Annotated in this window: 24 protein-coding genes; 12 read left to right on the plus strand and 12 right to left on the minus strand. The window is 53.8% G+C overall.

Annotation, left to right across the window (positions count from 1 at the left end; translation table 11 throughout):
* Window positions 1-148: 148 nt before the first annotated feature.
* Entirely contained in the window at window positions 149-1,534 is a 1,386-nt protein-coding gene (locus ACZ47H_RS03245) for a hypothetical protein (RefSeq protein WP_464933754.1), read from the minus strand.
* A 142-nt stretch (window positions 1,535-1,676) separates the two neighbouring features.
* On the opposite strand from ACZ47H_RS03245, the gene ACZ47H_RS03250 reads away from it, so the two are divergent.
* Complete coding sequence (locus ACZ47H_RS03250; RefSeq protein ID WP_464933755.1) at window positions 1,677-2,246, plus strand: MFS transporter; 570 nt, start codon at window positions 1,677-1,679, stop codon at window positions 2,244-2,246.
* 10 nt (window positions 2,247-2,256) lie between these two features.
* A complete protein-coding gene (locus tag ACZ47H_RS03255; RefSeq protein ID WP_464933756.1) occupies window positions 2,257-2,859 on the plus strand; it encodes an MFS transporter in 603 nt (200 codons plus the stop codon).
* On the opposite strand, the gene ACZ47H_RS03260 is transcribed toward ACZ47H_RS03255, so the two are convergent.
* Together ACZ47H_RS03260 and ACZ47H_RS03265 are read right to left on the minus strand one after the other, a co-directional pair.
* Window positions 2,833-3,879, minus strand: coding sequence for a hypothetical protein (locus ACZ47H_RS03260; protein ID WP_464933757.1), 1,047 nt, complete (start codon window positions 3,877-3,879; stop codon window positions 2,833-2,835). The genes ACZ47H_RS03255 and ACZ47H_RS03260 overlap by 27 nt on opposite strands.
* Window positions 3,880-3,890: 11 nt before the next feature.
* Window positions 3,891-4,376 (minus strand): hypothetical protein, encoded by a 486-nt coding sequence (locus ACZ47H_RS03265; protein WP_464933758.1) that lies wholly within the window; start codon window positions 4,374-4,376, stop codon window positions 3,891-3,893.
* A gap of 76 nt (window positions 4,377-4,452) precedes the next feature.
* Between ACZ47H_RS03265 and ACZ47H_RS03270 the strand changes: the two genes are divergently transcribed.
* Genes ACZ47H_RS03270 through ACZ47H_RS03300 form a run of 7 tightly spaced genes read left to right on the plus strand, consistent with a single transcriptional unit; the run spans window position 4,453 to window position 13,969 of the window.
* Entirely contained in the window at window positions 4,453-5,199 is a 747-nt protein-coding gene (locus ACZ47H_RS03270) for an MBL fold metallo-hydrolase (protein WP_464933759.1), read from the plus strand.
* Window positions 5,200-5,208: 9 nt separating this feature from the next.
* On the plus strand, window positions 5,209-6,264 hold the full coding sequence (locus tag ACZ47H_RS03275; protein ID WP_464933760.1) for a radical SAM protein: 1,056 nt from the start codon (window positions 5,209-5,211) through the stop codon (window positions 6,262-6,264).
* A 30-nt stretch (window positions 6,265-6,294) separates the two neighbouring features.
* Window positions 6,295-7,476, plus strand: coding sequence for a hypothetical protein (locus tag ACZ47H_RS03280; RefSeq protein ID WP_464933761.1), 1,182 nt, complete (start codon window positions 6,295-6,297; stop codon window positions 7,474-7,476).
* Window positions 7,466-8,881, plus strand: a complete 1,416-nt coding sequence (locus tag ACZ47H_RS03285) for an FAD-binding oxidoreductase (RefSeq protein ID WP_464933762.1) — start codon at window positions 7,466-7,468, stop codon at window positions 8,879-8,881. The genes ACZ47H_RS03280 and ACZ47H_RS03285 overlap by 11 nt, the downstream gene beginning before the upstream one ends.
* Before the next feature lie 6 nt (window positions 8,882-8,887).
* Window positions 8,888-9,970 (plus strand): NAD(P)/FAD-dependent oxidoreductase, encoded by a 1,083-nt coding sequence (locus ACZ47H_RS03290; RefSeq protein WP_464933763.1) that lies wholly within the window; start codon window positions 8,888-8,890, stop codon window positions 9,968-9,970.
* A 44-nt stretch (window positions 9,971-10,014) separates the two neighbouring features.
* Window positions 10,015-13,311 carry a DEAD/DEAH box helicase gene (locus ACZ47H_RS03295; RefSeq protein WP_464933764.1) on the plus strand — a complete coding sequence of 1,099 codons (3,297 nt, stop codon included), beginning with the start codon at window positions 10,015-10,017 and terminating at the stop codon, window positions 13,309-13,311.
* A complete protein-coding gene (locus ACZ47H_RS03300; RefSeq protein ID WP_464933765.1) occupies window positions 13,301-13,969 on the plus strand; it encodes a hypothetical protein in 669 nt (222 codons plus the stop codon). Before ACZ47H_RS03295 ends, ACZ47H_RS03300 begins: the two co-directional genes overlap by 11 nt.
* Before the next feature lie 3 nt (window positions 13,970-13,972).
* On the opposite strand, the gene ACZ47H_RS03305 is transcribed toward ACZ47H_RS03300, so the two are convergent.
* Complete coding sequence (locus ACZ47H_RS03305; protein ID WP_464933766.1) at window positions 13,973-14,458, minus strand: PadR family transcriptional regulator; 486 nt, start codon at window positions 14,456-14,458, stop codon at window positions 13,973-13,975.
* A gap of 178 nt (window positions 14,459-14,636) precedes the next feature.
* Window positions 14,637-15,731: a hypothetical protein gene (locus ACZ47H_RS03310; protein ID WP_464933768.1), complete on the minus strand. Its 1,095-nt coding sequence runs from the start codon at window positions 15,729-15,731 to the stop codon at window positions 14,637-14,639.
* Window positions 15,732-15,805: 74 nt separating this feature from the next.
* Between ACZ47H_RS03310 and ACZ47H_RS03315 the strand changes: the two genes are divergently transcribed.
* On the plus strand, window positions 15,806-16,645 hold the full coding sequence (locus ACZ47H_RS03315) for an SAM-dependent methyltransferase (protein ID WP_464933770.1): 840 nt from the start codon (window positions 15,806-15,808) through the stop codon (window positions 16,643-16,645).
* On the opposite strand, the gene ACZ47H_RS03320 is transcribed toward ACZ47H_RS03315, so the two are convergent.
* Together ACZ47H_RS03320 and ACZ47H_RS03325 are read right to left on the minus strand one after the other, a co-directional pair.
* Complete coding sequence (locus tag ACZ47H_RS03320) at window positions 16,587-17,039, minus strand: DUF371 domain-containing protein (RefSeq protein WP_464933771.1); 453 nt, start codon at window positions 17,037-17,039, stop codon at window positions 16,587-16,589. The two genes, ACZ47H_RS03315 and ACZ47H_RS03320, sit on opposite strands and share 59 nt — an antisense overlap.
* Window positions 17,036-18,058: a class I SAM-dependent methyltransferase gene (locus ACZ47H_RS03325; RefSeq protein WP_464933772.1), complete on the minus strand. Its 1,023-nt coding sequence runs from the start codon at window positions 18,056-18,058 to the stop codon at window positions 17,036-17,038. The genes ACZ47H_RS03320 and ACZ47H_RS03325 overlap by 4 nt, the downstream gene beginning before the upstream one ends.
* Before the next feature lie 95 nt (window positions 18,059-18,153).
* Between ACZ47H_RS03325 and ACZ47H_RS03330 the strand changes: the two genes are divergently transcribed.
* Window positions 18,154-18,999, plus strand: coding sequence for an NAD(+)/NADH kinase (locus tag ACZ47H_RS03330; RefSeq protein WP_464933773.1), 846 nt, complete (start codon window positions 18,154-18,156; stop codon window positions 18,997-18,999).
* A 66-nt stretch (window positions 19,000-19,065) separates the two neighbouring features.
* Here the strand turns inward: ACZ47H_RS03330 and ACZ47H_RS03335 are convergent, their stop codons facing one another.
* The 5 genes from ACZ47H_RS03335 to ACZ47H_RS03355 form a co-directional block, all read right to left on the minus strand.
* Window positions 19,066-19,545, minus strand: coding sequence for a GNAT family N-acetyltransferase (locus tag ACZ47H_RS03335; protein ID WP_464933774.1), 480 nt, complete (start codon window positions 19,543-19,545; stop codon window positions 19,066-19,068).
* 6 nt (window positions 19,546-19,551) lie between these two features.
* Window positions 19,552-20,025 carry an N-acetyltransferase family protein gene (locus tag ACZ47H_RS03340; RefSeq protein ID WP_464933775.1) on the minus strand — a complete coding sequence of 158 codons (474 nt, stop codon included), beginning with the start codon at window positions 20,023-20,025 and terminating at the stop codon, window positions 19,552-19,554.
* A gap of 19 nt (window positions 20,026-20,044) precedes the next feature.
* Window positions 20,045-21,394, minus strand: a complete 1,350-nt coding sequence (locus ACZ47H_RS03345; protein ID WP_464933776.1) for an NAD(P)-dependent malic enzyme — start codon at window positions 21,392-21,394, stop codon at window positions 20,045-20,047.
* Window positions 21,395-21,514: 120 nt separating this feature from the next.
* Window positions 21,515-23,197 (minus strand): long-chain fatty acid--CoA ligase, encoded by a 1,683-nt coding sequence (locus ACZ47H_RS03350; RefSeq protein ID WP_464933777.1) that lies wholly within the window; start codon window positions 23,195-23,197, stop codon window positions 21,515-21,517.
* 90 nt (window positions 23,198-23,287) lie between these two features.
* A complete protein-coding gene (locus ACZ47H_RS03355; protein ID WP_464933778.1) occupies window positions 23,288-24,349 on the minus strand; it encodes an MFS transporter in 1,062 nt (353 codons plus the stop codon).
* A gap of 67 nt (window positions 24,350-24,416) precedes the next feature.
* On the opposite strand from ACZ47H_RS03355, the gene ACZ47H_RS03360 reads away from it, so the two are divergent.
* Entirely contained in the window at window positions 24,417-25,187 is a 771-nt protein-coding gene (locus ACZ47H_RS03360) for a proteasome assembly chaperone family protein (RefSeq protein WP_464933779.1), read from the plus strand.
* Window positions 25,188-25,209 lie beyond the last annotated feature (22 nt).

Here is a 25,209-nt window from a genome sequence, read left to right on the forward strand (position 1 = left end):
GCCACTCCTACCCTACCCCTACCGGCCCCGATACGCACTGCTGGACTCAATGCTCTCCACCATTCCCTATACTATAACCGCACCTGCATTGCGGCTGAAGGCCTGCCATCTATACAGATGTGCTATCCGCGACCCCTATATGCCCATTCTATCCTTGTACCGCTTCTGGTATGTTTGTCTTTATCCACTCTTGTAGGTCGTCTATCTTCTTCAGCAGCCAGTCGGGGGCATTGGGGCCTAGTGAATGCTTCAATACTATTAACTCCTTGTACGTGTGTAATGCTTCCCTCACCAGCTTAATCTTGGGTATCTTGCCCTCTTGATACCGGTGTAGCAGTATTTCCAGTTTAACCTTCTCCTTGTCGAGGTGCATTGATAGTGCGGCGTACATCTTAGCCTTGTTCCACTTTATTAGCCCTCTCGCCTTCATGGTTGTTATCTTTAGCTCCTTGACCTGCTTTATCACTATGTTGGGGAGTTTGTTTTCCTTCAGCGAGTCTATTGCTGTTGAGAGCACGTCTACTGCAATTCCAATATACATTATTGAGGCATTTGTATCGTTGGCTTCTAGGCTGGCTATCGAGTCGTTGATGTAGACTGTGCTGGTATTAGTCGCGTTTAATAGTAGCTCAACGGCATTCAGGTACTCCTCGCTAAGGTTCCTTGCTACCATGGCTTCGTGGACTCTGGTAAGGTATGCTGTTAGGGTGGTTAGGGCGTCCTCGATCTTGTACAGCCTAGTTAAGGCTTCACTAGTGCTCCCGTTTTCTATGTACTGTATGGTTTCGTTGAGCCGCATGGTTATTCCATGCAGTACTCCTGTAGTCTTCCTTATAGCAGCCGCAGTAGCTATTGCGCCATGGAGGCTCTTGTGGGAGGTTTTCAGGGTAGCCCTCATAGCTTCCCCTATATCATCGGTTGCGTGGGCTAAGAGCATCTTTGCACCGGTGATATTGCCCTGTCTCGCCAGCTCTAATGCATTGTTGAGCGTCTCGTTAACCTGTAGGATTATGGTTTCCAGCCTGCTAGTGTTGACTCCGGCATCCTTCAGCTTATCGACTATGAGCTTCAGGTGGTGGAGTGCCGCTAGCCTGGCCTCAATAGCGTTTATCACCTTCTCCTGTTCGAGGTTCTGGCGGGCTTCTGTAGACAGGTGGGTCCAGACATATATTGATACCTTTATGAATTCCTGCGATGCCTGGGCCGCATACCTTACTGCGAGCGAAGCATTATCTTCTTCGAGAGCGTCCCTAGCCTTTTGTAGGAGTTGCCGTGCATGATCAATATGGCTGGTTAGGTTATCTGGTATAGTTATGTTGTTTTCTTCGGCTACTTCAAGGGTTCTATTAATTAATAATGATACTCTATTAACATACATCTTGGCGGCTAGAAGCTCGGCTCCTCTCCCGCTCTTCTGTGTCCCACTGGTTTCGTCGCTTGACTGTGCGAGGGCCGTCAGTGGGTAGGCTAGAGACAGGGCTATCATTAGCAGGATGAAGACTCCACCAATGACCTTCTTGAACCCGTGCCTCATGCCTGTTCACCTTTCTCGTTTAGATCATACCCCCCTTCATACTAGATTAGGGACCCTCCGGGACTGGTTCCGGGAATCGAGGGAAAGCCTATATTGGTAATCGATATAATGGTTCCCACAAGGCGAAGGTGACTATCCGGTAATGAGTGGAGAACGTAGCAAGCTTAGGGTCATAGAGTATGGATTGCCTGTATTCGCATACATGTACACGGTTGGCAGCGTGGGGTTCTGGCTATCACTCTACGCCAAGATAAATGGCTTCAGCTACCTCCAAGTCCAGCTCTTGGCGACGGTTTACTTCCTAGTAATCACCCCTTCCACGCTTATAGTTGGAAGGCTGGGGGATAGAAGTGAACGCCCGAATAGGATAGTTGCTGTTGGCATGTTGTTAAACGCCTTAGCAGTCTACCTTATGGCACATTTAACTAAGCCTACCCCCCTGATGGGGACGAGGATCATACAGGCGCTTGGGCTCTCCACATCGTTCCCCATCGCGCTGGGAGCTCTTAGCCTGTATCTTGGAGTCTCCCGGGGGGTTGGTGTTAATGCATTCATGATGGCTGCGGGTATGGCGTCTGGGTCTATTGTTGGAGGCCTCCTAATAACGTATATTGGATTTGAGTGGATGTTCTACAGTGCATCATTGATAAGCCTACTAGCCTCTATTGTATCATTGTCTACCAGCTTCCCACGCGTGAGGTCTCGGATCTAGCTTTTGGGAAGTGCTTGCGAGGGCTCCTAAGAGCGTTTGGGTCGTACTAGCCGGCCTCTTAGCCAGGAATACGCTCGCCTCAGGAGTCTACGCTATCCTCTCAGTCCTATTCAACCAGATACTCGGATTAAGCATCCTAGAAACCGCTGTGGCTCTTGCGGTAAATCCTGTTGTGCAGGCCGCTGCCAGCTTGTTCATAGCGGATATGGTAAGGGGGAGGGAGCTGAAGTACTACTCTGCCGGCATAGCTTCTACGAGCCTCGTATTCCTCACATACTACTATACTAGAAGCCTCTGGATGGCGGTTCTGGCACAAGTAATCCAGGGAGTCTCCTACGCAGTGATAGTCGTGGCGGGGAACGTGTATATCATTTCGAGGATGCCGGAATCCGAAAGGTATACTGCGTCGAGCCTCTACAATTTCGCCTTTAACCTTGGCTGGGTCACGGGCACAGCGACGGCGGGATTGTTCATGAACTATTACGGGCCCGTAAACTGGCTTATTGTAGCGACCCTCCTCCTCCCAGTAGTTGGAGCATTTACTTACTTTGCTGGCAGGTGGGTCGAGAGGAGGAGTGGAAGCCCTTCATCCCCCCTTACTGGCAGCGGCTAGGAAGTCTTCTGCCAGCTTCCTCGCAGGGGCTTTCCCAGTGTAGCATATGTAGTTGACTAGTCCATGATAGTTTGCTATCACCTTATAGCCTAGGCCCCGGAGAGACGGGTATAGTGTTGCTAGGGGTTTATTGTCGGAGATGCTCCATGCACAGGCGGTTCTCCTCCCTGTCATGTTATCCTCGTAGAGGGTTAGCACCACCTTGTCCCTGTACTCTAAAGCATAGTGCCTTGCCACATAGAATGCGTGCCTTCCATAACCCTTAGCCTCAACGAGGGTAAGGCCGCCATTCTCCCGGACGCTGGCGTTGGAGATGGCCTCTTCCAGAGTAACCTCAGCGGAGCCCCTCATAAACGTGAGGAGGGCGTCCTTCAGCATAGCCTTGCAGGGGTCTACGCCGACTTCAACAATACTCCTAGCGACATCGCCATGTATGCCTGGCTCCCCCATACTTGTTATACCATAGGCTTGCATTGCACAGTCATATGCTAGCTCATAATCAGAGTTGTGGTCGAGGCCAGCCATAGTCATGAGGGTCTGGTACAGCCTGTTCGACTTGGCAGTCTCTCCCATAACGCTGACAATCCCCGATGCGGCTAGGAACGGGTGGGGGTGCTTCAACGCGATGGATACGAGGCTTGAGACGCTGGGCCAGTTGCCAATCCTCTCTCCCTTCGGGGAGGGGTTATAGTAGATCACGTTGGGCCTTCTTGGGCGGAGTTGGTGCCAGGACTGGTCTATAACCACTACTGGGGCGAGTACCATTGGAGCTAGGAGATCTATATCTGGTCCACTCCAGCCCAGCCCTACTAGTACTAGGCTCTTCGCCTTCCTCGACTTCACCGCAATATTCTCTAACAGTTTAATGCTCGGCCGCCAATCGTCGAGTGCTAGTACACGAGCCTCCTCATTACTAGTTGCATATGTGAGGGTTAGGATCGTTGATATAAGACTGTCTGGGTTCCAATTATACACTATGAGCGGCTTCTCACGGATAGCTTCGACTACTTCCTCCAGCATGTGTCCACCGCCTATAGCTGTGCAGCTAGCCTGGGGTCGCCCGTAATAGTTGTGAGTACACTCCTTATAACATCTCTTTTCTCAACAAACCTCAAATATGCTAGGAGCCCGAGCGCGACACCCGCCACGAAGAAAAGGAAGACGCCAATAATTGTTAGAATAAGATACCACGTCTTTACCCCAGCCTCTACGGATATGTATTTGCCGTTAGAGTACTCCTGCAGGCTTAGACGCCAATATATTACATCGTTTATCACTAAACCGTCGTCGCTGAGATCGTTATAGACGCCCCTCTTACCTAGCTCCAAGTGGAGATGCTCCATGAGATCCTCGGGAGGATTCTCTAGTGGAACAAGCCTATAATAGAATCTCACTACAGCCGAACTCGTAGCGTTGCTCTCAGGCAGTATTTTCAATACAAGGATTACGAGTATCACTATAAGGCCTAGTCCTATAGACCATAGGAAAAGCTCCCACAGGAATTGAATAACCGTCAAAGGGGGCCACACCGTTAATAGTAGTCTCCACCATACCCGGAAATAATATGTTACTTCAACGGCCCGGGTAGGGAAGGTGGGGAGCTTGCTTGTAACTCTTGTAGGAGCCGGGGGCTCATACCCGCCTCCCGGGTATGGGGGACCCTCGATCCTCGTAGACGTTGACGGAAGCCCACTACTGGTAGACTGCGGTGAGGATTGCCTTACGGGGCTTAGCATGGCAGGCTACAAGCCATGCGATATAGATACAGTATTCCTTACCCACACTCACATAGATCACTGGGCCGGCCTCCCGCAGCTGGCAGTGGCCAGGATAGCTGAGGGGTATCCTCGCCTGAGGATTCTCGCCGCACCGGTGGTTGCAGGGGAAGCCTCCACCTTGATACCACCGCACCTCCCCCATAGTTTAAAGCTGGCTATTGACTCGATAAGTGGATACTATTCGATCGAGGGCTACTGGGCTAGAACTGTGGAAATGAAGCATAAGGTCCCAACCCATGGGTTGATAATAGAGGAGCGGGGCAGGGTTCTCCTAGCAGTACTAAGCGATACCAGGCCAAGTAAAAGTATAGTTGAAGCCGTGAGGGAGGCGGAGCTTGTCTTCCACGAGGCAACACTCTCCTCGAGCAATAGGGAGGCGGCGATCGCCTCTGGGCACACTACTGTCACAGAGTTCCTCGACACTGCAACCTCTATCAGTGCTGGAAGAGTTATAGCGTACCACCTATCTCCCGAGAGCCTATCGGAGCTCAGGGCTAGACTTAGAAGCTCCAGGAGGAGGGGGGTTATTGTGGGTGTTAGGGGGCTTCAAGTCAGCATATAGCATGTGAGGGTGGGGCCTATAGCTGGAGGGCTCAAGGTAATCGAGCTGACGGGGTGGAGGAGGGAGCTTGCACTCATAGGAGAGCCGCTCCCCCTAGTGGGAACAGTATTCATAGGAGTTATTGATTGGGGCTCCAACATACTCCAGGTGAGGCCAACCACTCTCTGCCCCCTCTCATGCATATTCTGTAGCGTGGACGCCGGTCCCAGGAGTAGGTGGAGGATAAGGGAGTTCGAAGTAGAAGACCCGGGATGGCTTGCTGAATGGGCTCTCCGCGTCGCTAGAGCTAAGAATACTAGAGTGGAGATGCTGATCGATGGCGTGGGCGACCCCTTTACGTACAGGGGGCTCCCACAGCTTGTTCGCCTCTTAAAAGAAGACGCGAGCCTAGTCTCAAGCGTCGCGGTCGAGACCCACGGATGGGCTTTAACGAAGGAGCTCGTAGACGAGCTGGAGGAGGCTGGCCTCGACCGGGTGAATCTCAGTATAGACACCCTCGACCCGGAGAAGGCGAGGCTCCTCACAGGGACCCCCTGGTACGACGTGGGCCGGGTTAGAGAGATGGCCGAGTATATTGCCAGGGAGACTAGCATAGACCTCCACGTAACACCCGTGTGGGTTCCGGGTGTAAACGATGAAGACGTTGTCCAAGTGGTTAAATGGGCGTACAGGATAGGCGCTGGTAAAAGATGGCCGCCAGCCACCATCCAGAAGTTCAACATCCACAAGTATGGGAGGAGGCCGAGGGGGGTGAAGGCTCTATCGTGGAGTGAGTTCTGGAGGAGGCTGAAGACGCTGGAGGAAGAGACTGGGCTAAGAGTGACGTGGAGGGCCGAAGAGTGGGGGATTAGGTCTGCCCCCCGCTACATGGTACCGTATAGGGCTGGGTCGAGGTTGCGGGTGCGCCTGCTTGGTAGGGGGTGGTTGAGGGGAACCTACCTCGCAGTAACGCTCGACAACGAGTGGCTCGTAACTGTTAGGTCTAGCATCCCCCTTCGTGAGGGCATTATAAATGTTAGGGTATCAAGCGTGAAGGATACTATAATCATTACAGAGGCGCTCTAAAGGATAAATAATAATGGTGTATAGTGTTCTATGAAACAGGTGGTTGTCCTGCGCATTAGAGCCTCAAGCATCCTCTACATACTACTGGGAGCCCTCGCCACCTCTACAATGGTTAATGCGCCAGGCATACTAGTAGGCTATGGACTAGTATATGCGGTAGAGTACTATGCGATCCTCGCATACCCGCCTCTAACAGGCGCCCTCCTCTTCCTCACCGCCCACCTCATAGCCTTACCAATCCTCATCTATACTAGGAGCCTCTTCCTAACCGTGGCTGTTGCAAGCCTAGTGCTGAGACCCATCCTAGTACTCGTGATCGGCAGGGTTAAGCATAGGCTGGGCGCGGCGGGGGCTGCTTTATCCCTCGCTGCATTAGAGCAGCTCTTCGCTCTCTCAGCGGCGATCCTCATCTACGGCGATGACGGGATGCACGTGGGCCTAGCTATATACTCGCTCCTACTAGCCCCCTTCACCTACTCTATATATAGGTTCAACCGGATCGAAGTCAACCCTCTCGCCGCAACTGCATCAATAGTACTTCTCGCCGCATACTGGCTAAGCGCCCTCGCCTTCCTGTCCATCCCCCTACTACTAGCATCGATCGCAGGTCTAGCAATCCTCTACACGAGACTCCCCAGCGTCAAGCTCTCATGGCTCGCCGCGGCAGCCATAATACTAGCGGTATTAGGGTTCGCGGCGGGAGGTGCTCCTCTAGCTTATAACGCGAGAGCAGCCCTCTACCCCTTCAACCCCCACAGCTGGAGCAGCGATAGGTGGGCTGTCCAGGAGGCAGGTGGCTGCCATGCATCTGGGAACGTCTTCCAACACACTCACGACCCCTCAAGGCTGAGGATTATTAGTCAATGCGTGACTGTAGAGGGAGTCGTGAAGCCTGTCCCCGGCATCGCTAGTGATGGAGACTATTGCTTCGACCTAGAAGTAAACGACTCGACTCTTCTAGGGATAGGTAACATCATTTTGAGGAGGGGAGGACTACACGTCGAAGTGGTGCCGGCCGACCACTACCGTGTTCTATCACCGGTGGGAGGGGGCGTATGCCCGGGTGACGTTGTGAGGGTCACAGGCGTCTTCGTGATCGACACTGATCACGGGAGGTGGGCGGAGATCCACCCGGCAGAGCAGATAGTTGTAGTAGAACGCGCAAACGGCACGTGGCCGGACTGCGTTAGGGGTGTATCCTTTGGCGGCTAGGAATGGCGTAGAGGTGTACGAGGAGCTCCTTGGATCTCACGGTATAAGGTTTGAGAGGCCAGATGAAAAATACCGTGAGGTGGTAGTTGACGACTACGATAGATGGAGCGCCCCCTTCGACATGTGGCCCTACAATATTGTGAGGAAGCTCCAGGGCCGGAGTATACCTGTGCCAAAGCTCGTAGTAGAGCCCGAAACACCGGAGCAGGTGGAGGAGGCGGTTAGGCTCGCTCGAGAATCGGGTGTGTGCCTAATACCCGTCTGCGGGATGAGCAATGTTGTGGGTGACACTGAGCCTCGAGGCGAATGCGTATTCCTAGACCTATCCCGCCTCGATAAGGTCGAGGAGTTTAGGCCGGAGGACAGGCTCGTAGTTGTAGGTGCTGGGGCTAGGATCTCATCGCTTATAGATTGGCTTGAGGAGAGGGGGTATACTCTAACCTATAGGCCGCAGTCAGAGAAGCTAGCCTGCATTGGGGGGAGCATAAGCACCCTGGGGGCAGGGGCCTTCTCGCCTGGGATAGGCAATATTGAGGACGTGGTCCTCTGGTTCGAGGTGGTGACGCCGGATGGAGAGAGGCTCATCGTCGGGAGCAGGGCTAATCCCCGCGGCGTAGTCCTGCCTGGAGTAAACATGGTCTTCTTCGGGGGAGAGGGAGCCTACGGCGTGATAACGAGGGTAGCGTTGAGGGTGGTTGAGAAGCCCGAGGCTCGAATAGGATTATCCTATACCCTACCAGGATTCCCGGAAGCCATAATGGCTGCGAGGAGAGTATACTCGTGGGAGCCTCCACAGCTCATGAGAGTCCAGGATGAAAGGGAGGCCAGGCTCACATACGGCTTAGACGAGGCAGTTGTACTAGTCGAGGTAATGGGCCCCCAGAGGGTCGCGGAGGCGAAGGCTGACCACATTAAGGAGCTGCTCGAATCCCTCGGCGGCAGGGAGAGGGAGGGGCTCGTTGAAGAATGGTGGAGGAACCGCTACGAATACTCCAGGCTCATGAAGATGGTCCTCTCAACAGGACTCGCATTTGAAACCATAGACATGGCTACCTACTGGAGCATACTCCCCCGGCTCCACGAAAAGATCCACGAGGCCCTAGACAAGACCCAGGGCGTGGCACTATCCTATAGCCACGCCTCCCACTTCTACCGGAACGGTGGAGCCCTGTACACGACGATAGTTTTCGACAGGGACCCCGACACATACTGGAGGATATGGAGGACTGCATTGGAGACTGCATTAGGGGTTGGAGCTTCAATACTACACCATCACGGGTTTGGAAGGGTTAGAGCCAAGTGGGCTAGTACTGAGTACCCGGGAAGCACGAAGCTAGCAGGGATGATCAAGAAGGCGCTAGACTCGGAAGACAGGTTCAAGGCAGGCCTCCAGGGAATGAGGTAGCCTAGTATGCCGGATAAGGCCGACGCAGTAGTAGTAGGAGCTGGCATAGTAGGCCTATTCACAGCCTACATGCTCTCACGCATGGGCTACGACGTAATAGTGGTTGAGAAGATGGATGGCCCCGGAAAAGAGGCTACCAGCAGGAACGCGGGCGTAATACACGTGCTCCAGCCGCCCTTCGACTCCCTCAAGAGCAGGCTTTGCATACAGGGAAACCTCCTCTACCACAAACTAGACGAGGAGCTCGGCCTAGGAGTTAGGTGGGTGAACGCATACTTAGCATTGAAGAGCAGACTACGCTACCCACTTGCTATAGGCGCCGCCTGGTATCTTAGAAGGAAGCTCCCCAAACCCTACACTGTAAGGGTGGTTGATGGAAGGTATGTGAGGAGCGTGGAGCCGGAGGCGAGCCGGGAGATAAAGATCGCCATAGAGGTTCTGGGCTACGGCGTGGTAGACCCGGAAAGCCTTGCGAGGAAGATGGCGGGGCTCGTGGAGGAGAGGGCTTCAATAAGCTACAATGACAGGGTTATGGGCATAGAGGTGCGCGGCGACAACGTGCTTGTCGAGGCTGAGAGGGGCGAGTATAAGGCAGGGCTCCTCGTGAACTCTGCGGGCCTCCACGCTGACGAGGTTGCAGCGATGACTGGCGACAGCTTCAGGATCTATCCCGTAAAGGGGGTGATGACTGTTTACAGCACGGTAAGGGTAAACTCGATAATTACATGGCTCAAGCTCGACGCCGGCCGCGAGACCAAGGGTGGAGGAGTCATACCCCACCGGTTAGGGACCCTGCTTGGCCCCAACTATGCCGGCGTAGCCGGGAAGGACGACTATTCGTATAGTGGGATGGACCTGGCGGAGCTAAGGGAGAGGTTCCAGCCCCTACTAGAAGCCGAGCTAAGGGGAGAGCCCCACGTGATAGTAGGACTCCGCGCCACCACTATTGGACGGGACTTTCACATAGGATACAGCAAGCGGTCTAAAAGGATAATACACCTTATAGGCATAGAGTCTCCCGGCCTAACGGCGGCTCCAGCAATAGCAAGGCTCGTAGCTAGGATGGCTCGTGGAGTCTTACCCAAGTAATACCCTCCAACCCCAAACCATTTCATAGTGGAGGGACCCCTAGGTTGGAGAACACGAGTATAGCATACCTCATGGTAGCAGTAGCGATTCCGATCCTAGCATACCTAGCCAGCGTCAGAGTATACGCGTTGAGGGAAGCGACGGGGCTGGGCGCACTCGTATTCTCCCCGCCATTAAAGAGGATAACTCTAGCCCTCCTTAGAAGATACGCTCAGAAATCGGAGCTGGGATGGAAGGCTGTCCTCGACGCCTATGATAGGAGCCGAGACCTCTCCATAATACACCTAGCCTCGAGCAAGGGAAAGTGCCCCAGCGTCGAAATAGTCAATGGGCTGAGGGAGAGGGGGCTATACGAGCCCATAACCCTCCTATACAAGAGGGGGTGCAGTGTTCCAGAAGAGGTAGTTGATGAAGCTGTTAGGTTCCATATTCTAATGGGGCAGGCATCCTACCTGGAACCCTACGGATACAGGCCTCCAAGGCCACTCCTAGCATCCCTCTACTGCGGGAGGAGCGTCGTAGAGCTGTGGGATGGAGGGAAGACGATAACTACGAGAGGCCTACCAGAGGCTGCGGTGGCGAGGATAAAAGCCTCTATCCATCCAGAGTCCATCGCAGCACTCCTTGGAGCAGGAGTCCTTGCTACCTGGGCTTGCAGGGGCGGCTTATCCTCGGAGAGGATACTAGGCATAGTATTCCCGGAGATGCCCCTATCCACTGCGGCCCTCTCCTACCATCTCGGGATAGAAGGCTCTAGGGCGGAGATCGTTGGAAGGGCGACCTCCATCGCCCTCCAGATAGCGGGTATAGTTGATGGGCTAGATGAAATAGGGGTCCCTCAGTGGATCACCAACACTTTATCCAGGGAGGACTCTTGGTGTGGGATAGGGAGGGATACAGTTGTCGTAACAGATCATCCGAGGGCCTCCTGCCCCACCTGGATCCCTAAAACAATAGATCCTCCAAGCGAGAGGCCCGAAGACTTACCAGGCGAGGCTTGGGTCGCTCTCAAATCGCTTGCAGTGAGGAGAGGAGACTATAGGAGGGTCCCTCACCGGGACCCGGAAAGGCCCTGGCTCGGGAAGCTCCATGAAGCCATCCAGCGCCTTCTCAAGGATTCCCCACCTCCCGGGGAGGGAGGGTTCCAGGTTGCCCCGGAGGATGCCCGCATCCTAGACCCCTCAATGTATAATGTCGTGTTCGAGTGCTCTGGTGTGGTTGAGGATTGTAGGAGGCGGGCCGGGTTAAAGATTGAAGGGGGCCTAGGAGTTAAGCCTAGGGTTGCCTCCGCCTCCCCCCTTCTCCGGGGCCCCCTCGAGGCTGTATCGGTTGCTAGGGAACTTTGGGGCGGTGGCCCCACACTCTACGTTCTCCCCAGCAGGCTCGCGGCTACGATATCGGGGAGGGAGCTAGGATTATACCTTGTATCTTCTCCTAGAGATGTTGACGACTGGATTGATACGGGTTTAGATGCTGTCGCCTCGTGGAGCGACCTGCTCAGGATGCCGTGGCTTAAAGGGATTGCCAAGCGTATGGTCCTGGTCTATCCAGAGGCTTATCCCGGTAAACCCGCTGATCCCGTAGAGTTGGAGGCGTGGATATCTTCTCTCGCATCCCAGGTTTCAAGGCTCATGGTCTCTAGGCTCGCCTACCACATGGGAGGAGAGCTGGTTGGGGAGGAGAGGGTCCCCGCTACTAGAACGGTTAGGGTTTCAAGAAGTGAAGTAGTAGATGAGGCGGAGAGAGTCTTCATGGAACACTGGACCGGATACAGGTTGAGGGGCTACCAGGCAACAGTTGTCTCAGCCCTAGTCGAGATGATGACTAGCAGGCCCAATCAACCCGTCTATACAATACTGCCGACCGGGAGCGGTAAGAGCGCAATATTCCAGGTGGCGGGCTTAATCGGGAAGAGGCTCGGCCTAGGCGGCTACGTGCTCGTGGTTTCACCCCTCCGAGCCCTCATGAGGGACCAGGTTGAGAATGCTCGCAGGCATGGCTTCTCCGCGGAGAGGATAGACTCTACTGTGAGTGGTAGGAGGAAGGCCAGGATCCTCTCATACACGCGGGCCGGGGCCGTGGACATACTATACGTTACCCCCGAGAGGTTTATGGACGAGGACTTCAACAAGCTGCTGGTGGAAGCGCCGCCTACTCTCGTGGTATTGGATGAAGCCCACACCCTTGCTAGATGGGGTCAATCGTTTAGGCCAGCATACCTTCACGCAGCGAAGTTGCTGGCAAACCTGAGGGAAACCGATGCTTGGCCTCCCGTGGCACTCTTCACCGCTACGGCCCCGGATGACGTGGTTGAAGGGTCCCTCGCCTCGATCGGAGTATCAACGTACAAGACCGTGAGGCTGGACCTCGACGGGGCAAGCGACTACGAGTATCCCGATGAAGGTGCTCTAGTATTCCGGGGTCCAGTGGTGAGGCCGGAGCTTGTGTTTACTGTGGTCCCGGTGGAGGAGGGTCCGAAGAGGGTTGATAGGGCTGCTCGGCTTATACGCGAGCTCGCGGAATGGTCTTCATCGTTTAGAGAGCCTTGGGTGGGTATAGTCTATACTGGATTCGTTAAGAAGACGAGCATGGAGTGGAAGAACGCTGATAAGCTCGCCGAGCTGCTGGGGGAGAAGACTGGGCTCTCCACCATCAGCTACCACGGCCAGCTCACGGGGAGGGAGAGGAGGATCCGGGAGAACACCGTATACCAGGCTAGCTCCGGGGAGAGGGACCCGCTAGTGGTTGTTGCAACAAAAGCCTTCGGTATGGGAGTGGATATTCCGAATATAAGGTGGGTCCTCCACTTCACGGCCAGCGACAGCATAGAGGACTACTATCAGGAGGCTGGGAGAGCTGGGAGGGATGGAAGGGAAGCTAGGATAGTCACCTTCTATAACCCTGTGGACTTCGATGAGAGGGTGAGGATGGCTAGGAGGCAGAGGACAACCCCATCCTCTATCGCCACAACGTACAACACGATCATCCGCCTCTGGCACGCTATTAGAGAACGGACTGGCGGTAGCCCCATGATAGTCCTCCCAACACAAGCACTCCACAATGCCATTCTGGGCTTGAAATCGGTGAGCATGCTCCAGAGGCTAGGCTACCTCGACTACTGGAGTCTTCGAGGATCCCTAGCAGGCTACAAGTTTAGGAGAGGAGAGGAGCCATCAGAACTACCTCCCATGGTACATGGACCTAGGCGGCGGAGTAGTTGTGGGCCCCAGAGAGAAGCTGCCGGGAGTGGCGGAGAAATTACCTATCAGTATTGCCCGGTGTACTCGAATAATAGATGGCTACAGGCCCCTCACTATAAGAGTTGGGCCGGTGAGGATTGAGACTGGAGAGTGCAGTGAACATGTTCCAGTCGAGCTTAGAGGGGCTCAGCTGGTGGTGATCAACCTCTCTCTGGACCGCAAACATGAAACCCTAGAGATCCTCCCGCCTGAGGAGTTCAGCCAGGTCGTCTCCGCTATGTGGTCTGAGGAGGAGAAGGTCCGGGCCCTCCAGGATCTCCTAGAGTCTGCCCTCCAGGCCTCCAAAACCTCTACGGGAATGGTAAACGAGGTTTTGAGGAGGGGGCTAGAGGAGTACTTTGCTAGGCCAAGGGCTAGTCTCCCAAGGGATCCGCCGGCTGGGTTGCTGGGTAAGAGGGTTGCGTGCCCGAGGCTCTCAGACTGTGTAGGGGAGATTGTTGATGCAATGAGTCTTGCCGCGGATTGGCTTGGGGGGAGAGGGGTGACGCTGGCCGTGCAGGACGGGGAGATGGCTGAGCGTATTATAAAGAGGTACACTTCTCACACGGGTAGGCCCTTTGAAGGAGCCTGGAAGGGTGCCTACGAGAGGATAGTTGCAGCCAGCAGAACCGGTGGAATCTACCTGATGGACTACGGCTTCATAGTTGCCGCGGCCAGGGCTGCTCCGAAGCCTAGCGTGTTGATTGAAAGGCTGAGAGGCTACCCATACCACGCCCTATTCATCTATAATAAAGCGTGAGGGTTAGTCCTGGCAGTTCTCGTCTATAGCTACTCCAAGCTTGCTGAAGCCCTCTTTGATTATGGAGCATATCTCCCTGTACTCGTCCTCTAGCCCGTAGTTTCGCAGGGCTCTCGCTCCTCTCACAATATAGAATATTGTGAAGTCAAACTTCGCCTTGGCCGCCTCCTTGATTATCCGGGTAGCCTCCTCTAGGCCCTTATCTGTTAGTTGGTAGGCGATCCTCCTCCCTCCCCTCACGTTGTTGACTTCGATCTCCGCTACTTCTATGAGTCCTTCCTCAACTAGTTGCTCGAGTAGGGGGTAGAGGGTCCCGGCAGCCGGCTTCCACCTCTCGTTAGTGACTTCCTCTATCCTCTTCATGATCTCATAGCCGTGTAGGGGGCCGTCTAGGAGTATTCTTAGGACGAGGTTCCTGAGGCTCTCCTTGTATACTGTTTGGGTTCGCTGTTGTTTCCGGCACTTCATCCCAGGCTTTTTACATCTCACTAACTGCACCCGTGTATTATACTACGATATAACAGGCTGTGATATATGTTTACTCTATAACTGTTATCGGCGGGGGCTCTCATACTGGTGTCCGTCCTCACCGGTTCTCCTCGGTAATACCAGCCCTCTTCACAACCCCCGCCATTAACAATCTCCATTACTCTCCGGGCTTATTTATTCACGAGATCAGCTTTGATGTGAGACTGCTGGTCGAGACGGGCTCCTCTACAGCCCTCATCGCCCTTAATATAGCCTGTGCAGAGCTATGGACGCCTGTAGCATCTACAGAAGCAAGCTCTCTCCCCACGCCTAGAAGGGAGGAGACAGGCTCTCCGTTCTCCAAGTAGATTACACCGCCTATCCCTTCCGTGTAGGATTCGAAGATTCTCTGCAAGATATTATCTCCCAGCATCAGGTAGGGTATGCGGCATAAACCATTACATACCCGTATCGTAGAAGACTCCTCTCTCCCAGCGTAGTAGTCGAGGGGAACTGCAAATACTGCTAGAAGTTTAACGATGGGGCTTGGACTTGTTTCGAGGCTGGCGTTTAGGATCCATGCCAGCTCAGAGCCGGCGATTAGGGAGGCTGGATGAGGGTCCCTCACAACCACCCTGCCTGCAGCGCAGTGTTTAGATGCATGATACGAGGCGAGTAATAGCCCCCAAACATTTACACCAGTGATACCAGCTATTGTAGCGTGTAGGAGCCTAGAGTGGAGGGTTACCGTGTGATCGGGTAGGAGCCTCCTTACCCAGTCTGCTATACTCCTAACCTCCTCAATCCTACTCGCCCCCTCTATGAAGTAGGCGATCTCGCTACTAGCCTGGGCGAGGAGTGGATTCCTGCCTTCTCCCTGCTCGTATAATGCTAGGATTAGGGGTGATAATCTGCATAATACCTGGGGGAGAGAGCCGCTTGCAGCGATTCCTGTGGCTCGAGAGATCCACTTTTCGCAGGCTGATGAGGGGGTGTAGGCTCTAAGCCTCTCTACTATCCTTGTTGACCGTGAATTGTTCTTCCTCCTCGCATTATCCGAGGCGAGATTATATGCTAGTATAAGGGCCTCGCAGGGATTTCTAGTTACTATCGCTTCCCCCCTTCCCCAGGAGAGACTGTAGCCTTCACTCGAGGGAGCTAAGCGGATGCCGGTCCTACCTCCAGTTATGTAGAAGCCGTCCTTAGTCTCCACTATGTATTCATTTCCGGTATCAAGGACTTTAAGGCCGAGGGCTGAGGCGGCTACTAGGATCTCGCCGCTTATGCAGTGCAACCTCCTACGCCTCCCGGTTGAAGCGGACCCCCTCATTTAAACTGGGCTGTCCCCGGTTTTAAGGGGTGTTGGGGGTGCCGCTGTACCTGGTTGGGGGCGGCCTTGGCCCCGGCTATCAAACCGGTATCCTTGATGACATTCTATCGAAGAGTGAGAAGGTTTATGTCGAGTCGTATACTGTTCCCGGGGCCGACTGGCTTGCCTCCTACGTTAAGGGTAGGGCTAGTGGAGAGGTCGTGGTAGCGGCGAGGAGCATGCTGGAGGAGGGAGCTGCGCGTATTGTCGAGGAGGCTAGAGATAGGATCGTCGCTGTCGTGGTGCCAGGGGACCCTCTCATCGCGACCACCCATAAGGCTATTATCATGGCTGCGGCTAGGGCTGGTGTATCCTATAGGGTTGTCCCCGGCGTTTCCGGGGTTTGTGCTTCCAAAACCCTTGCTATGCTAGACTACTACAAGTATGGTAGGACTGTGACTGTTCCAGGCCCGTGGCGCCAGGTGAAGGCGTTCAGTATTCTAGGCTACATCTATGATAACGCGTGTATAGGCCTCCACACTCATGTCCTGCTCGATATAGATCCAGATGGCCGCCAACTGCCACCAAGTGAGGCCGCGAGGATACTGATGGGGCTAGAGGAGGAGGCGAGTGTCAACCTATTATCCCACTCTAGCGTCATGGTAGTGGAGAAGGCGGGGTATGAGGATGGCCGGGTTAAAATCTACGAGAGCCTACAGGGGCTCGCTGTAGAAGACGGTGACTGGCTTGAGCCATCGAGCCTCATTATACCTGGGGAGGTCTCAGCCGTCGAGGCAGAGGCTGTTGAGGCAGTGTACGGGTGGAGTGGATTGCGGGGGATTAGGAGGAGTGATGCCTGCAGGGCTCGGATACTCCTCGACGAGAGTCTAGGACTGTGAGGTAAACCTCCAAGGGGGACCCTTTTCTGAGTGCTTCCACTAGATCCCTCCGGATATCCCTGGCGCTCTTGCTCGCCTTAACCATGAGCGTCTTCCCGTCGACATACTCGCTCTTCCTAGCCACAATCCTATCCGGGTCCCCGAATGTGAGTCTTGGATCTCCCCTTCCAGCAATGGAGTCGCAGATCTCCCCGCTGCATAATACCATGACTATTACAGCCTCCCTACTCTTAGCAGCCTCCTTGAACCAGCCGGGAAGGTCCCTTGCACCCATCTCAGACGATACTCCAATGATGCAGTCGCCTCTGGGGGTGAGGTAGTCTTCCCTGGTTATCTCGAGGGTAGTCTTATGGGTAGCTTTCACGTTGGGGTGTCCCTTGGCCTTAAACTTCACCCACACTCTCTATGCTCCCTCCTCTCCTTTACCATCACGTCTACAACGTATATTGACTTGGTCGGGCTGTAGTCGAGTACCTTCCTAGACAGCTCTACAATAGGAGTGCACCCGCAGGAATATAGGGCTGATTCCACTGCTTCAACAGCCTCCCTACTCCCGGGTTGAAGTGTATATATGTGGATGAATCCTCCCGTTGAGATGAGCCTGCAGGCTTCGGGGATGAAGCGGAGACTGTCTTTTGGAAGATTCATTATAATCCTGTCAAAGCGGGCGTTCAGAGGAAGGGCTCTGGCATCCGCGTTAAAGAGGATAACGGCTCCCGAGAGCCTCCTATTTAGTGCTAGGGACTCGCCTGCCAGCCTTAGAGCCTCATAGTTTATGTCGGAGGCTGCTACTATTGTCTTTCTACGCTTGGCTATGTGGAGGGCAAACGCCCCTACCCCGGTAAACATGTCGAGGACCAGCTCACCGTCGCGAGTTAGGTCCGCCACCCTCCAGTGCTCTCCAGCGAGCCTTGGATTATAATATGCCCTAGAGATATCCACGACTAGCCTCACACCGTATTCTTTGACCACGGCCCTCGTCTTCCGCTCGCCGGCGAGGTGTATGAGCTTAGGGAGCCTCTCCTCTCCTCTAGTCTCAACTTTAAGCCAGGCAGCCCTCAGCCTAGGATTCTCCCCCAGCAGTTTAACGGCTGAGTCCACATATTCTTCCAGGGGAACGTCGCCGCTCCTGCTGAAAACCACTATATCACCAATAATCTTGAAGCTCTTTACCCTTCCCTCCAGTCTCCCAGGCTTCCTTATTGGGGTGAACTGGTACTTACCGGCCTCGAAGGGTATTCCTTCTTCCTCTAGGATCTTAGAGGCTAAGCCGGAGTCTACCACGGGGAACGCTACCCTTTGATCGCCAACCCTCGCCGCCTTGAAGCTTTTATCGAGTAGACCATGTCTTAGTAGAAGCTTCCTAGCCCTCTCCGCGACCCTTTTATCAACTATCACTGCCTCCGACTCCACGCGCTCCCCGCTCATTCCGACCATGAATGCTAGTGTGTGCACGTGTGGATATTATTACCAGATCCCCCTATTAGCAGTTTACTGGGATGGGGGAGTTGCAGGCCAACAGAGTGGGTATTGTAGTAAAGCCCAACAGCGCCCTAGCAGAGAGGGTGGCTATTAGAGCGGCGAGAGCCCTGTTGGAGCTGGAAGCTGAGGTTCTCGTGGAGGAGACGAGCTGGGAGGCGTACGAGTCTCTCCGTGAATTCGACAAGTTCAATCTAAGCGATCCTCCAGAGAAGATTGTTGTCATCGGCGGGGATGGAACGCTCCTGCGCACCCTCATGCGGCTCGGTAGACCGGAGGATACAGTTATTATGACTGTGAGGGCTGGCAAGAGGGGCTTCCTGCTGGACGTTGAATCGTACGAGGTTGAAGAGAGGCTCGAGGACTTCATAAACGGCGAGTACAAGGTCCATGTTTACCCGAGGCTCGAAGTCTTATACCCTGGAGGATCTAACTGCGTCCTCAACGACGCCGTCCTAGTAATGGATCATGCGAAGCTCGTTAGACTCTCCGTATATGTTGGGGGCGAGAGGATCATGGGGATAGACGGGGATGGCCTCGTCATTTCAACAACTGTTGGGAGCACCGCGTATAGCCTGAGCGCTGGGGGACCCATCATCGATCCAAACCTACAAGTAATTGTACTAACCCCGCTAAACCCGGTGCAGCTATATCTTAGACCAGTCGTTCTACCGCTTGAGGCGACTATAGATGTGGAGGTCAAGTCTAATAGTAACCCGCTCTACCTGGTCCTCGACGGACAGGAGTCGTCTAGGCTGTCTCCAGGTGAGACCGTTAGGGTTAAGCTATGTAATTCCAAGGTGAAGCTCGCCCGCTTCAAGTGGTGGGAGAACTACTATGAGAGACTCTATACTAGAGTATTCTCCTACCTCTAGGCTACATAAAATGGGATAGTGTGGATAAAATAAAAATGGTGTGTGTAGAGTATTCCCCGCTAGTCTCTAGTAGAGGGGCTTGTATTTTTCTACGAGGAGGTCTTTGAATCCAGCCTTACTGTAGAATTCATCGGCTATAATATTCCCTGCAGGATACACTGCTGTGATTAGGCCAGCACCCTTCTCCTTGGCATGCTCTATCGCCTGTTCAAGGAGTAGTGTTCCCAGCCTCCTTCTCCTATACTTTGCTCTGACGTAAAAGTCTGTTATTAGCGCCTTCTTCCTGGGCTCGTAAAAGATCCTGTCCTCTATCCTTAGAATTATCACTCCGGCAACGGTCTCGGTGTCTCCGTCGACGGCGACTATGACTAGCGTGTTTGGATCTTCTATTGCCTTCCTAACATACTCTTCTGCCACTTCCTCTATGTTCTCAACTGCTTTAAAGTGCGGGTCGAGCTCCTCGTTAAGCATTTTCAGCCTAGCTACCATGTCGGCCACGACCTGGACGTCGCCTTCCCTAGCCTCTCTCACATAGATGTTTGCCATCTCCGCCTACACCTCCCTAAGGTATATGCTAGAATATGATCTAAACTTGAGCTTCCTGTAGAAGGACTCTGCAACAAAGTTCTTGCTGGGGAATTCGGCGGCGATATGAGTTATACCCATCTCGGCCATAGCATTCTGTGCTTCTTCTACAAGCCTTGTAGCTATGCCTCTCTTCCTCATTGAGGGGGTAACGTACAGCTCGGTTATGACGCCAAGCTTTCTCGTGGCTAGGAGCGGGTTTTCTTTAACCTCTGCGTGAAGGTATCCAACTGGGCCCTTATCTAATACTGCTACTAGTGTGAGGCCTTCGCCGTTAATGTAGGCCTTAGCCCTCTCCAGGACGGCTTGGTCGAGGTTGTCAGCGACAGCCCAGGCTGGGTCGAACTCTTCGTTGAAGAGGTAGAACCTCTTTATGAGGTTAGCGAGTGCTTCAAGGTCCTCTTCTAGGGGTTTCCTAACAACTATTGCTGGCTCATACATCACAAATCACCCTTCAACCCTACTCATAATCTACTGGGGGCTTTGGGATGTAGCCATTCCTCCATAGCTCCTCGTATTTCTTCCTAGCGGTAGATATTATAGCTTCAGCCCTCTCCAGCTCCTCCCTGTAGGTTGTAGTCCTCCTGGCAAGTCCCAGCTCAACAGCCTTCACTGCTACAGCCGCGGCCTCTCTCGGATATACCTCCCACTCCTCCATCGTTGGCAGAATGTAGTCCTCGTGTATCCCCTTCTCCCTTGCGAATTTTGCCAGCTCTTCAGCAGCGGCTATAGCCATTTCATCGGTAACTGTTTTAGCCCTCACGTCGAGAACCCCCCTGAAGACCGCTGGGAATACAAGGCTGTTGTTCACCTGGTTGGGGAAGTCGCTCCTACCAGTTGCCACGACCCTGGCTCCAGCCTCCTTAGCCTCCCATGGCCATATCTCTGGCACGGGATTCGCCTCTGCGAACACTATTGCATCCTTAGCCATCTTGGCGACCCACTCCTTCTTGATAGTCCCGGGCCCTGGCTTGCTCGCGGCTACTACAGCGTCTGCCCCTTCTAGAGCCTTCTCAATAGGGGCTCCTGGAGGCAGTCCTCCTCCCTTGGTCTCTATGGCGATCCTGTACTTCCACGGATGGCTTATCATGAGCTTGTCGATATCCTCCCTATCGGGGTGAAGAACCCCCTTACTGTCCACCACTACGAGGTTGGTTGGAGGTATACCATACTTTGTTAGGAGCCTGTAGAGCGCTATATTAGCGGCTCCTGCGCCGAAGAGAACTATCCTCGACTTTCTAATATCCTTGCCTACAATGTGGAAGGCGTTTATCAGGCCGGCAAGGGTGACTGCGGCGGTACCCTGCTGGTCATCGTGCCATACTGGTATGTTGAGCCTCTTCCTCGCCTCCTCTAATATGTAGAAGCACTTAGGACTCTCTATATCCTCTAGGTTGATCCCTCCAAACGAGGGCTCTACCGCCTCGAGTAGCTCGAGGAACTTCTCGGGGTCCCTATTCCTATGGACTAGGGGGATAGCGTTGACGCCGCCGAGGAACTTGAAGATGAGAGCCTTACCCTCCATGACAGGATATGCGGCCTCTGGCCCCACCTTGCCGAGGCCTAAGACTCGGGTGCCATCGCTAACAACGGCTATAGTGTTCCATCTGCTCGTGAACTCGAAGCTCTCGTCGGGGTCCCTACTTATCCTCCTAGAGGGCTCCGCGACCCCCGGAGTATACCAGATAGCGAAGTCCTTAATCCTCCTCACCGGCACTTTTGGTATAGTCTCAATCTTCCCCCCATAGAACTTGTGGAGGGTAACGCTTAGAGAATACCAGTCGACCTGTTCCTTCTCCTTTTCAGGCAAATCACAGCGCCTCCAGTTAGATTATTGTCGTTTACAAGTTAGTCGTTTGCCGCGGTAATAAAAAGATGATGGCTTGTGACATTATTCGGGTATTGGAAAAGATGTTAATAATGGCTCTTTTTACTGGTTCTCCTCTTCGAGGAGCACGTTAGAATACTTCTCCCTTAGTGCTCTCTTGTTTATCTTACCCACACTGGTCTTCGGCAGATCCTCGACTACAATCACCTTGTCTGGGAGCCACCATTTAGGTATCTCTCCAGGCTCTACGAAGTTCTTCATGAGGAAGCCGTTGATCTCCTCCAAGGTTATCTTATCCTCGCAGCCTGGCTTAGGCACTATTAGTGCTACTGGCCTCTCCTGCCACTTGGGGTGCTTCGCAGCTATTACTGCGACCTGGGCGACGCACTCGTGCCTGCTTATAGCATCTTCTAGCCTAACGCTGCTAATCCATTCACCGCCGCTCTTTATCACGTCCTTATCCCTGTCAACTATAACGATGCTTCCGTCGGGATACCATACTGCGATGTCTCCAGTATGGAACCATCCTCCCCTCCAGGCGGCTTCAGTCTTTTCCGGGTTCTTGTAGTATTCCGGCGTTATCCATGGGGCTCTAACCACGATCTCTCCCATGGTCTTACCGTCCTTGGGTACGGGGTTCATCTCGGGGTCTACGACTTGCAGGTCTACTAGTGGTATGGGCCATCCAGTCCTCAAGGCGTAGTCTAAGTACTCTGGACTGTCAACTGTTACACCGGTCTTTGCGGGTGGGGCGGCTAGGGTGAGTATGGGCGCGGTTTCAGTCATACCGTAGCCGACGAATACCCGCATGCCGCGCTTCTTAGCCATCTCTGCTAGGCCGCGTGGCAGGGCTGAGCCTCCGTTTACGAATGTGAGCCTGCTGAGGTCGTACTTCTGGCTGGCTGGGTGGGCTAGTAGCATGTATAGTATGGTTGGGACTCCTGCGGTGAAGTCTACTTTCTCCTTATCTATGAGTTCCAAGAGCACTTCTGGGTCTAGCTTGTTCGGGTACACCTGCTTCATTCCGAGCAGGGTTGCTATGTATGGTAGCCCCCATGAGTAGACGTGGAACATTGGGACTATGTGGAGGATCGTGTTGAGGCTGGATAGCCTGAAGTCCCTCGAGACTGTTGCGAGGTGGAGGGCACCGCTCATCGTGTGGAGAACGATCGCCTTATGGCTGTGGTATGCCCCCTTGGGGAGGCCCGTAGTGCCGCTCGTATAGCCCATGGCTGCAGGCTGGTCCTCGCTCAGCTTGGGCCACTCAAATGATCCTCCATGCTCCTTCAAAAGATCCTCGTAGTGGTAGACTGGGATCCCGGCGATCTTTTCGGGCACCGAGTCGGTATCTACTACTATAATCTTCTCGAGGCTGGGTATCTTTGGTGCTATGACCTCGACAAGTTTTAGGAAATCCGCGTTTGTGATGAGGACCTTGTCCTCAGCCTGGGACATGACGTAGACTATCTCTGCTGGAGCCAGCCTTATGTTAACTGGGTGGAGCACAGCCCCCATCATTGGAACTGCGAAGTAGGCCTCGTAGTGCCAGTGGGTGTTCCAGTCGAGGGTTGCAACCCTGTCGAGCCTTCCAACACCGAGGCTTGAGAGGGCTGACGCGAGCCTCTCCATTCTCTCTGCTGCTGTCGCGAAACTATACCTGTCTACACCCTTCTTCGTCCTATAAACGATCTCCATGTCCGGGAATAACGCGAGAGCCCTCTTGTAGATTGTGTCCAGGGTCACATCGTATCCAGGACGCCTCTCAACTTTTTCAGGCAACGACAATGATTTCCCCCCACAGTAAGAACTCGTTACTAATTATCTCCCGGACAGGTATTTAGCTATTAGAATCCCTACCCGTATGGGGGGTTCCGATTAGATGAGGTATGCGAGTATTACGTTTCCAATAGTCCATGAAAGGCCCATTACAGCGTAAACCACACCATAAACTACGCCCCTCTCCTCCTCCCTGACATGGTCTGATATGTAGGCTTTGACTAGGGTCTCATATGTTGCCATAGCCGCTCCCCAGACGACTGCGAAGACGATCGGCCCCGCAGTAAAGAGTGTGATGGTGGCGGAGGCTGAGAGGATGGGTGTCAAGACTAGGGTTCTGCCTCCCCAGGCATCGTATAGGAGGCCCAGAGGGACTGCTATGATGCCATCGGCGAGCATTGCGAGAGAGTATAATAGTGCTATAGTCTCGGCCTCTAGTCTAGTAGAGAGTATGTAGCCGGCAGTTGCCCAGTGTATGAATACTAGCATCGAGGCCGCGAGTGGAATAGAGAGTTTGAGGGCATCCCGTAGTAGGAGGCCGGCGCCGCGCAGGGGTTTAGCAGCCACGCTGGGCTTGGGATGCATCCAGTAGGCTGCCGCTAGCAGCATTATTGCAATAGCAGCTGGGATGGCGAGGAAGAGCAGTCCCCTCTTAACACCGGCTCCCCCCAGGGACCATGATATGAAGAGCGCCCCTGCTATCGCGCCTCCCTGGTCGAGGAGCTCGTGTATCCCGAAAAGCTTACCAGAGCCTAGGCCCGAACCGACCTCGGACAGTATTGCGTCCCTCACTGGGACCCGGAGCCCCTTACCCACCCTTTCTAGGATGTATAAGATATACGCTTCCTCCCAGTTCCCTGAGAACGCTAGTAGGGGGACCGCGCCCAGGTTTACCAGGTAGCCGAGGAAGACCATTCCCCAGTAGAATCGTGGCGAGCCGTACTTGTAGGCTAGGAGCCCGGATAAAAGCCTGCCAGCGTATGATAGGGACTCGCCCAGCGATATGCTGCTTGCTATAACGAGTGAGGCTCCAAGCTCTGACAGGTAGGGGCCGGAGATGCTCCTAGCCCCCTCGTATGTGAAGTCGGCGAAGAAGGATACCAGTGAGAGTAGTAGGAATACTTTGATCAGATAGCTGCTTTTACCGGCCTCTCCGCTCAAGTGCCTTGAACCCAAGCCAATATTATTGGGCTAAGATACCTTATTATAGTGGGGAGGGTGAGTTCTATTGACGGGAATATATGAGGAAGAGATAAACGGGTTCAGCTATTACATATTCGAGGAGCCCAGGGACCTGGAATACCTTCTGGTAGCCTTACCCGACGTGGGTCTTGTAGGCTCGATAGCAGGCCTTCACCTAATCAGGGAGCTTGGCATGAAGGATGTTGTCGGGATAGACAGCTATACCGCCCTACCACCGGTAGTCGTAATCCACAAGGGTGAGGCGAAGCACCCGATACGCCTCTATACTGGAAAGTGTATTGGAGTTCTAGTTACAGACGTTCCAATAATCCCGGCCGCACTCCCAATGTTCGTACAGTCGCTCGTTCAGTTCGCTAAGATGAGCAAGGTAAAGATGATCCTAAGCATTACAGGGCTAGGGACCCCTAAGAGGATCGAGGTTGAGAAGCCAAGGCTATACGCGCTAGCCGTTGGCAGAGAGGCGGAGATAGAGGCGGGTAGGCTGAACCCTGCTAAGATTGAGAACGGCATGCTAGTTGGCCCCTATGCACTCCTGCTCAAGGAGGCTCTTCGGAGGAGGGTTCCAAACCTTGTACTCATGGTTGAATCCTTCATAGACTTGCCCGACCCAGAGGCTGCAGCGGTTGCAGTAGAGTCTATTTCCAAGATTACCGGAGTAGATGTTAACGTGTCCAGGCTGTTAGAGGAGGCTGAGAAGCTTAAGCTGCGCTTGAAGGACCTAATGAAGGAGACGCGCAATGTCATGGCTAAGATGGGTAAAACGTATGAGTACAGGCCCCCACTAATCTATACCTAAGGGGGGTCTTAGAAGGGCTTGT

The organism is Thermodiscus maritimus (genome assembly GCF_055382595.1).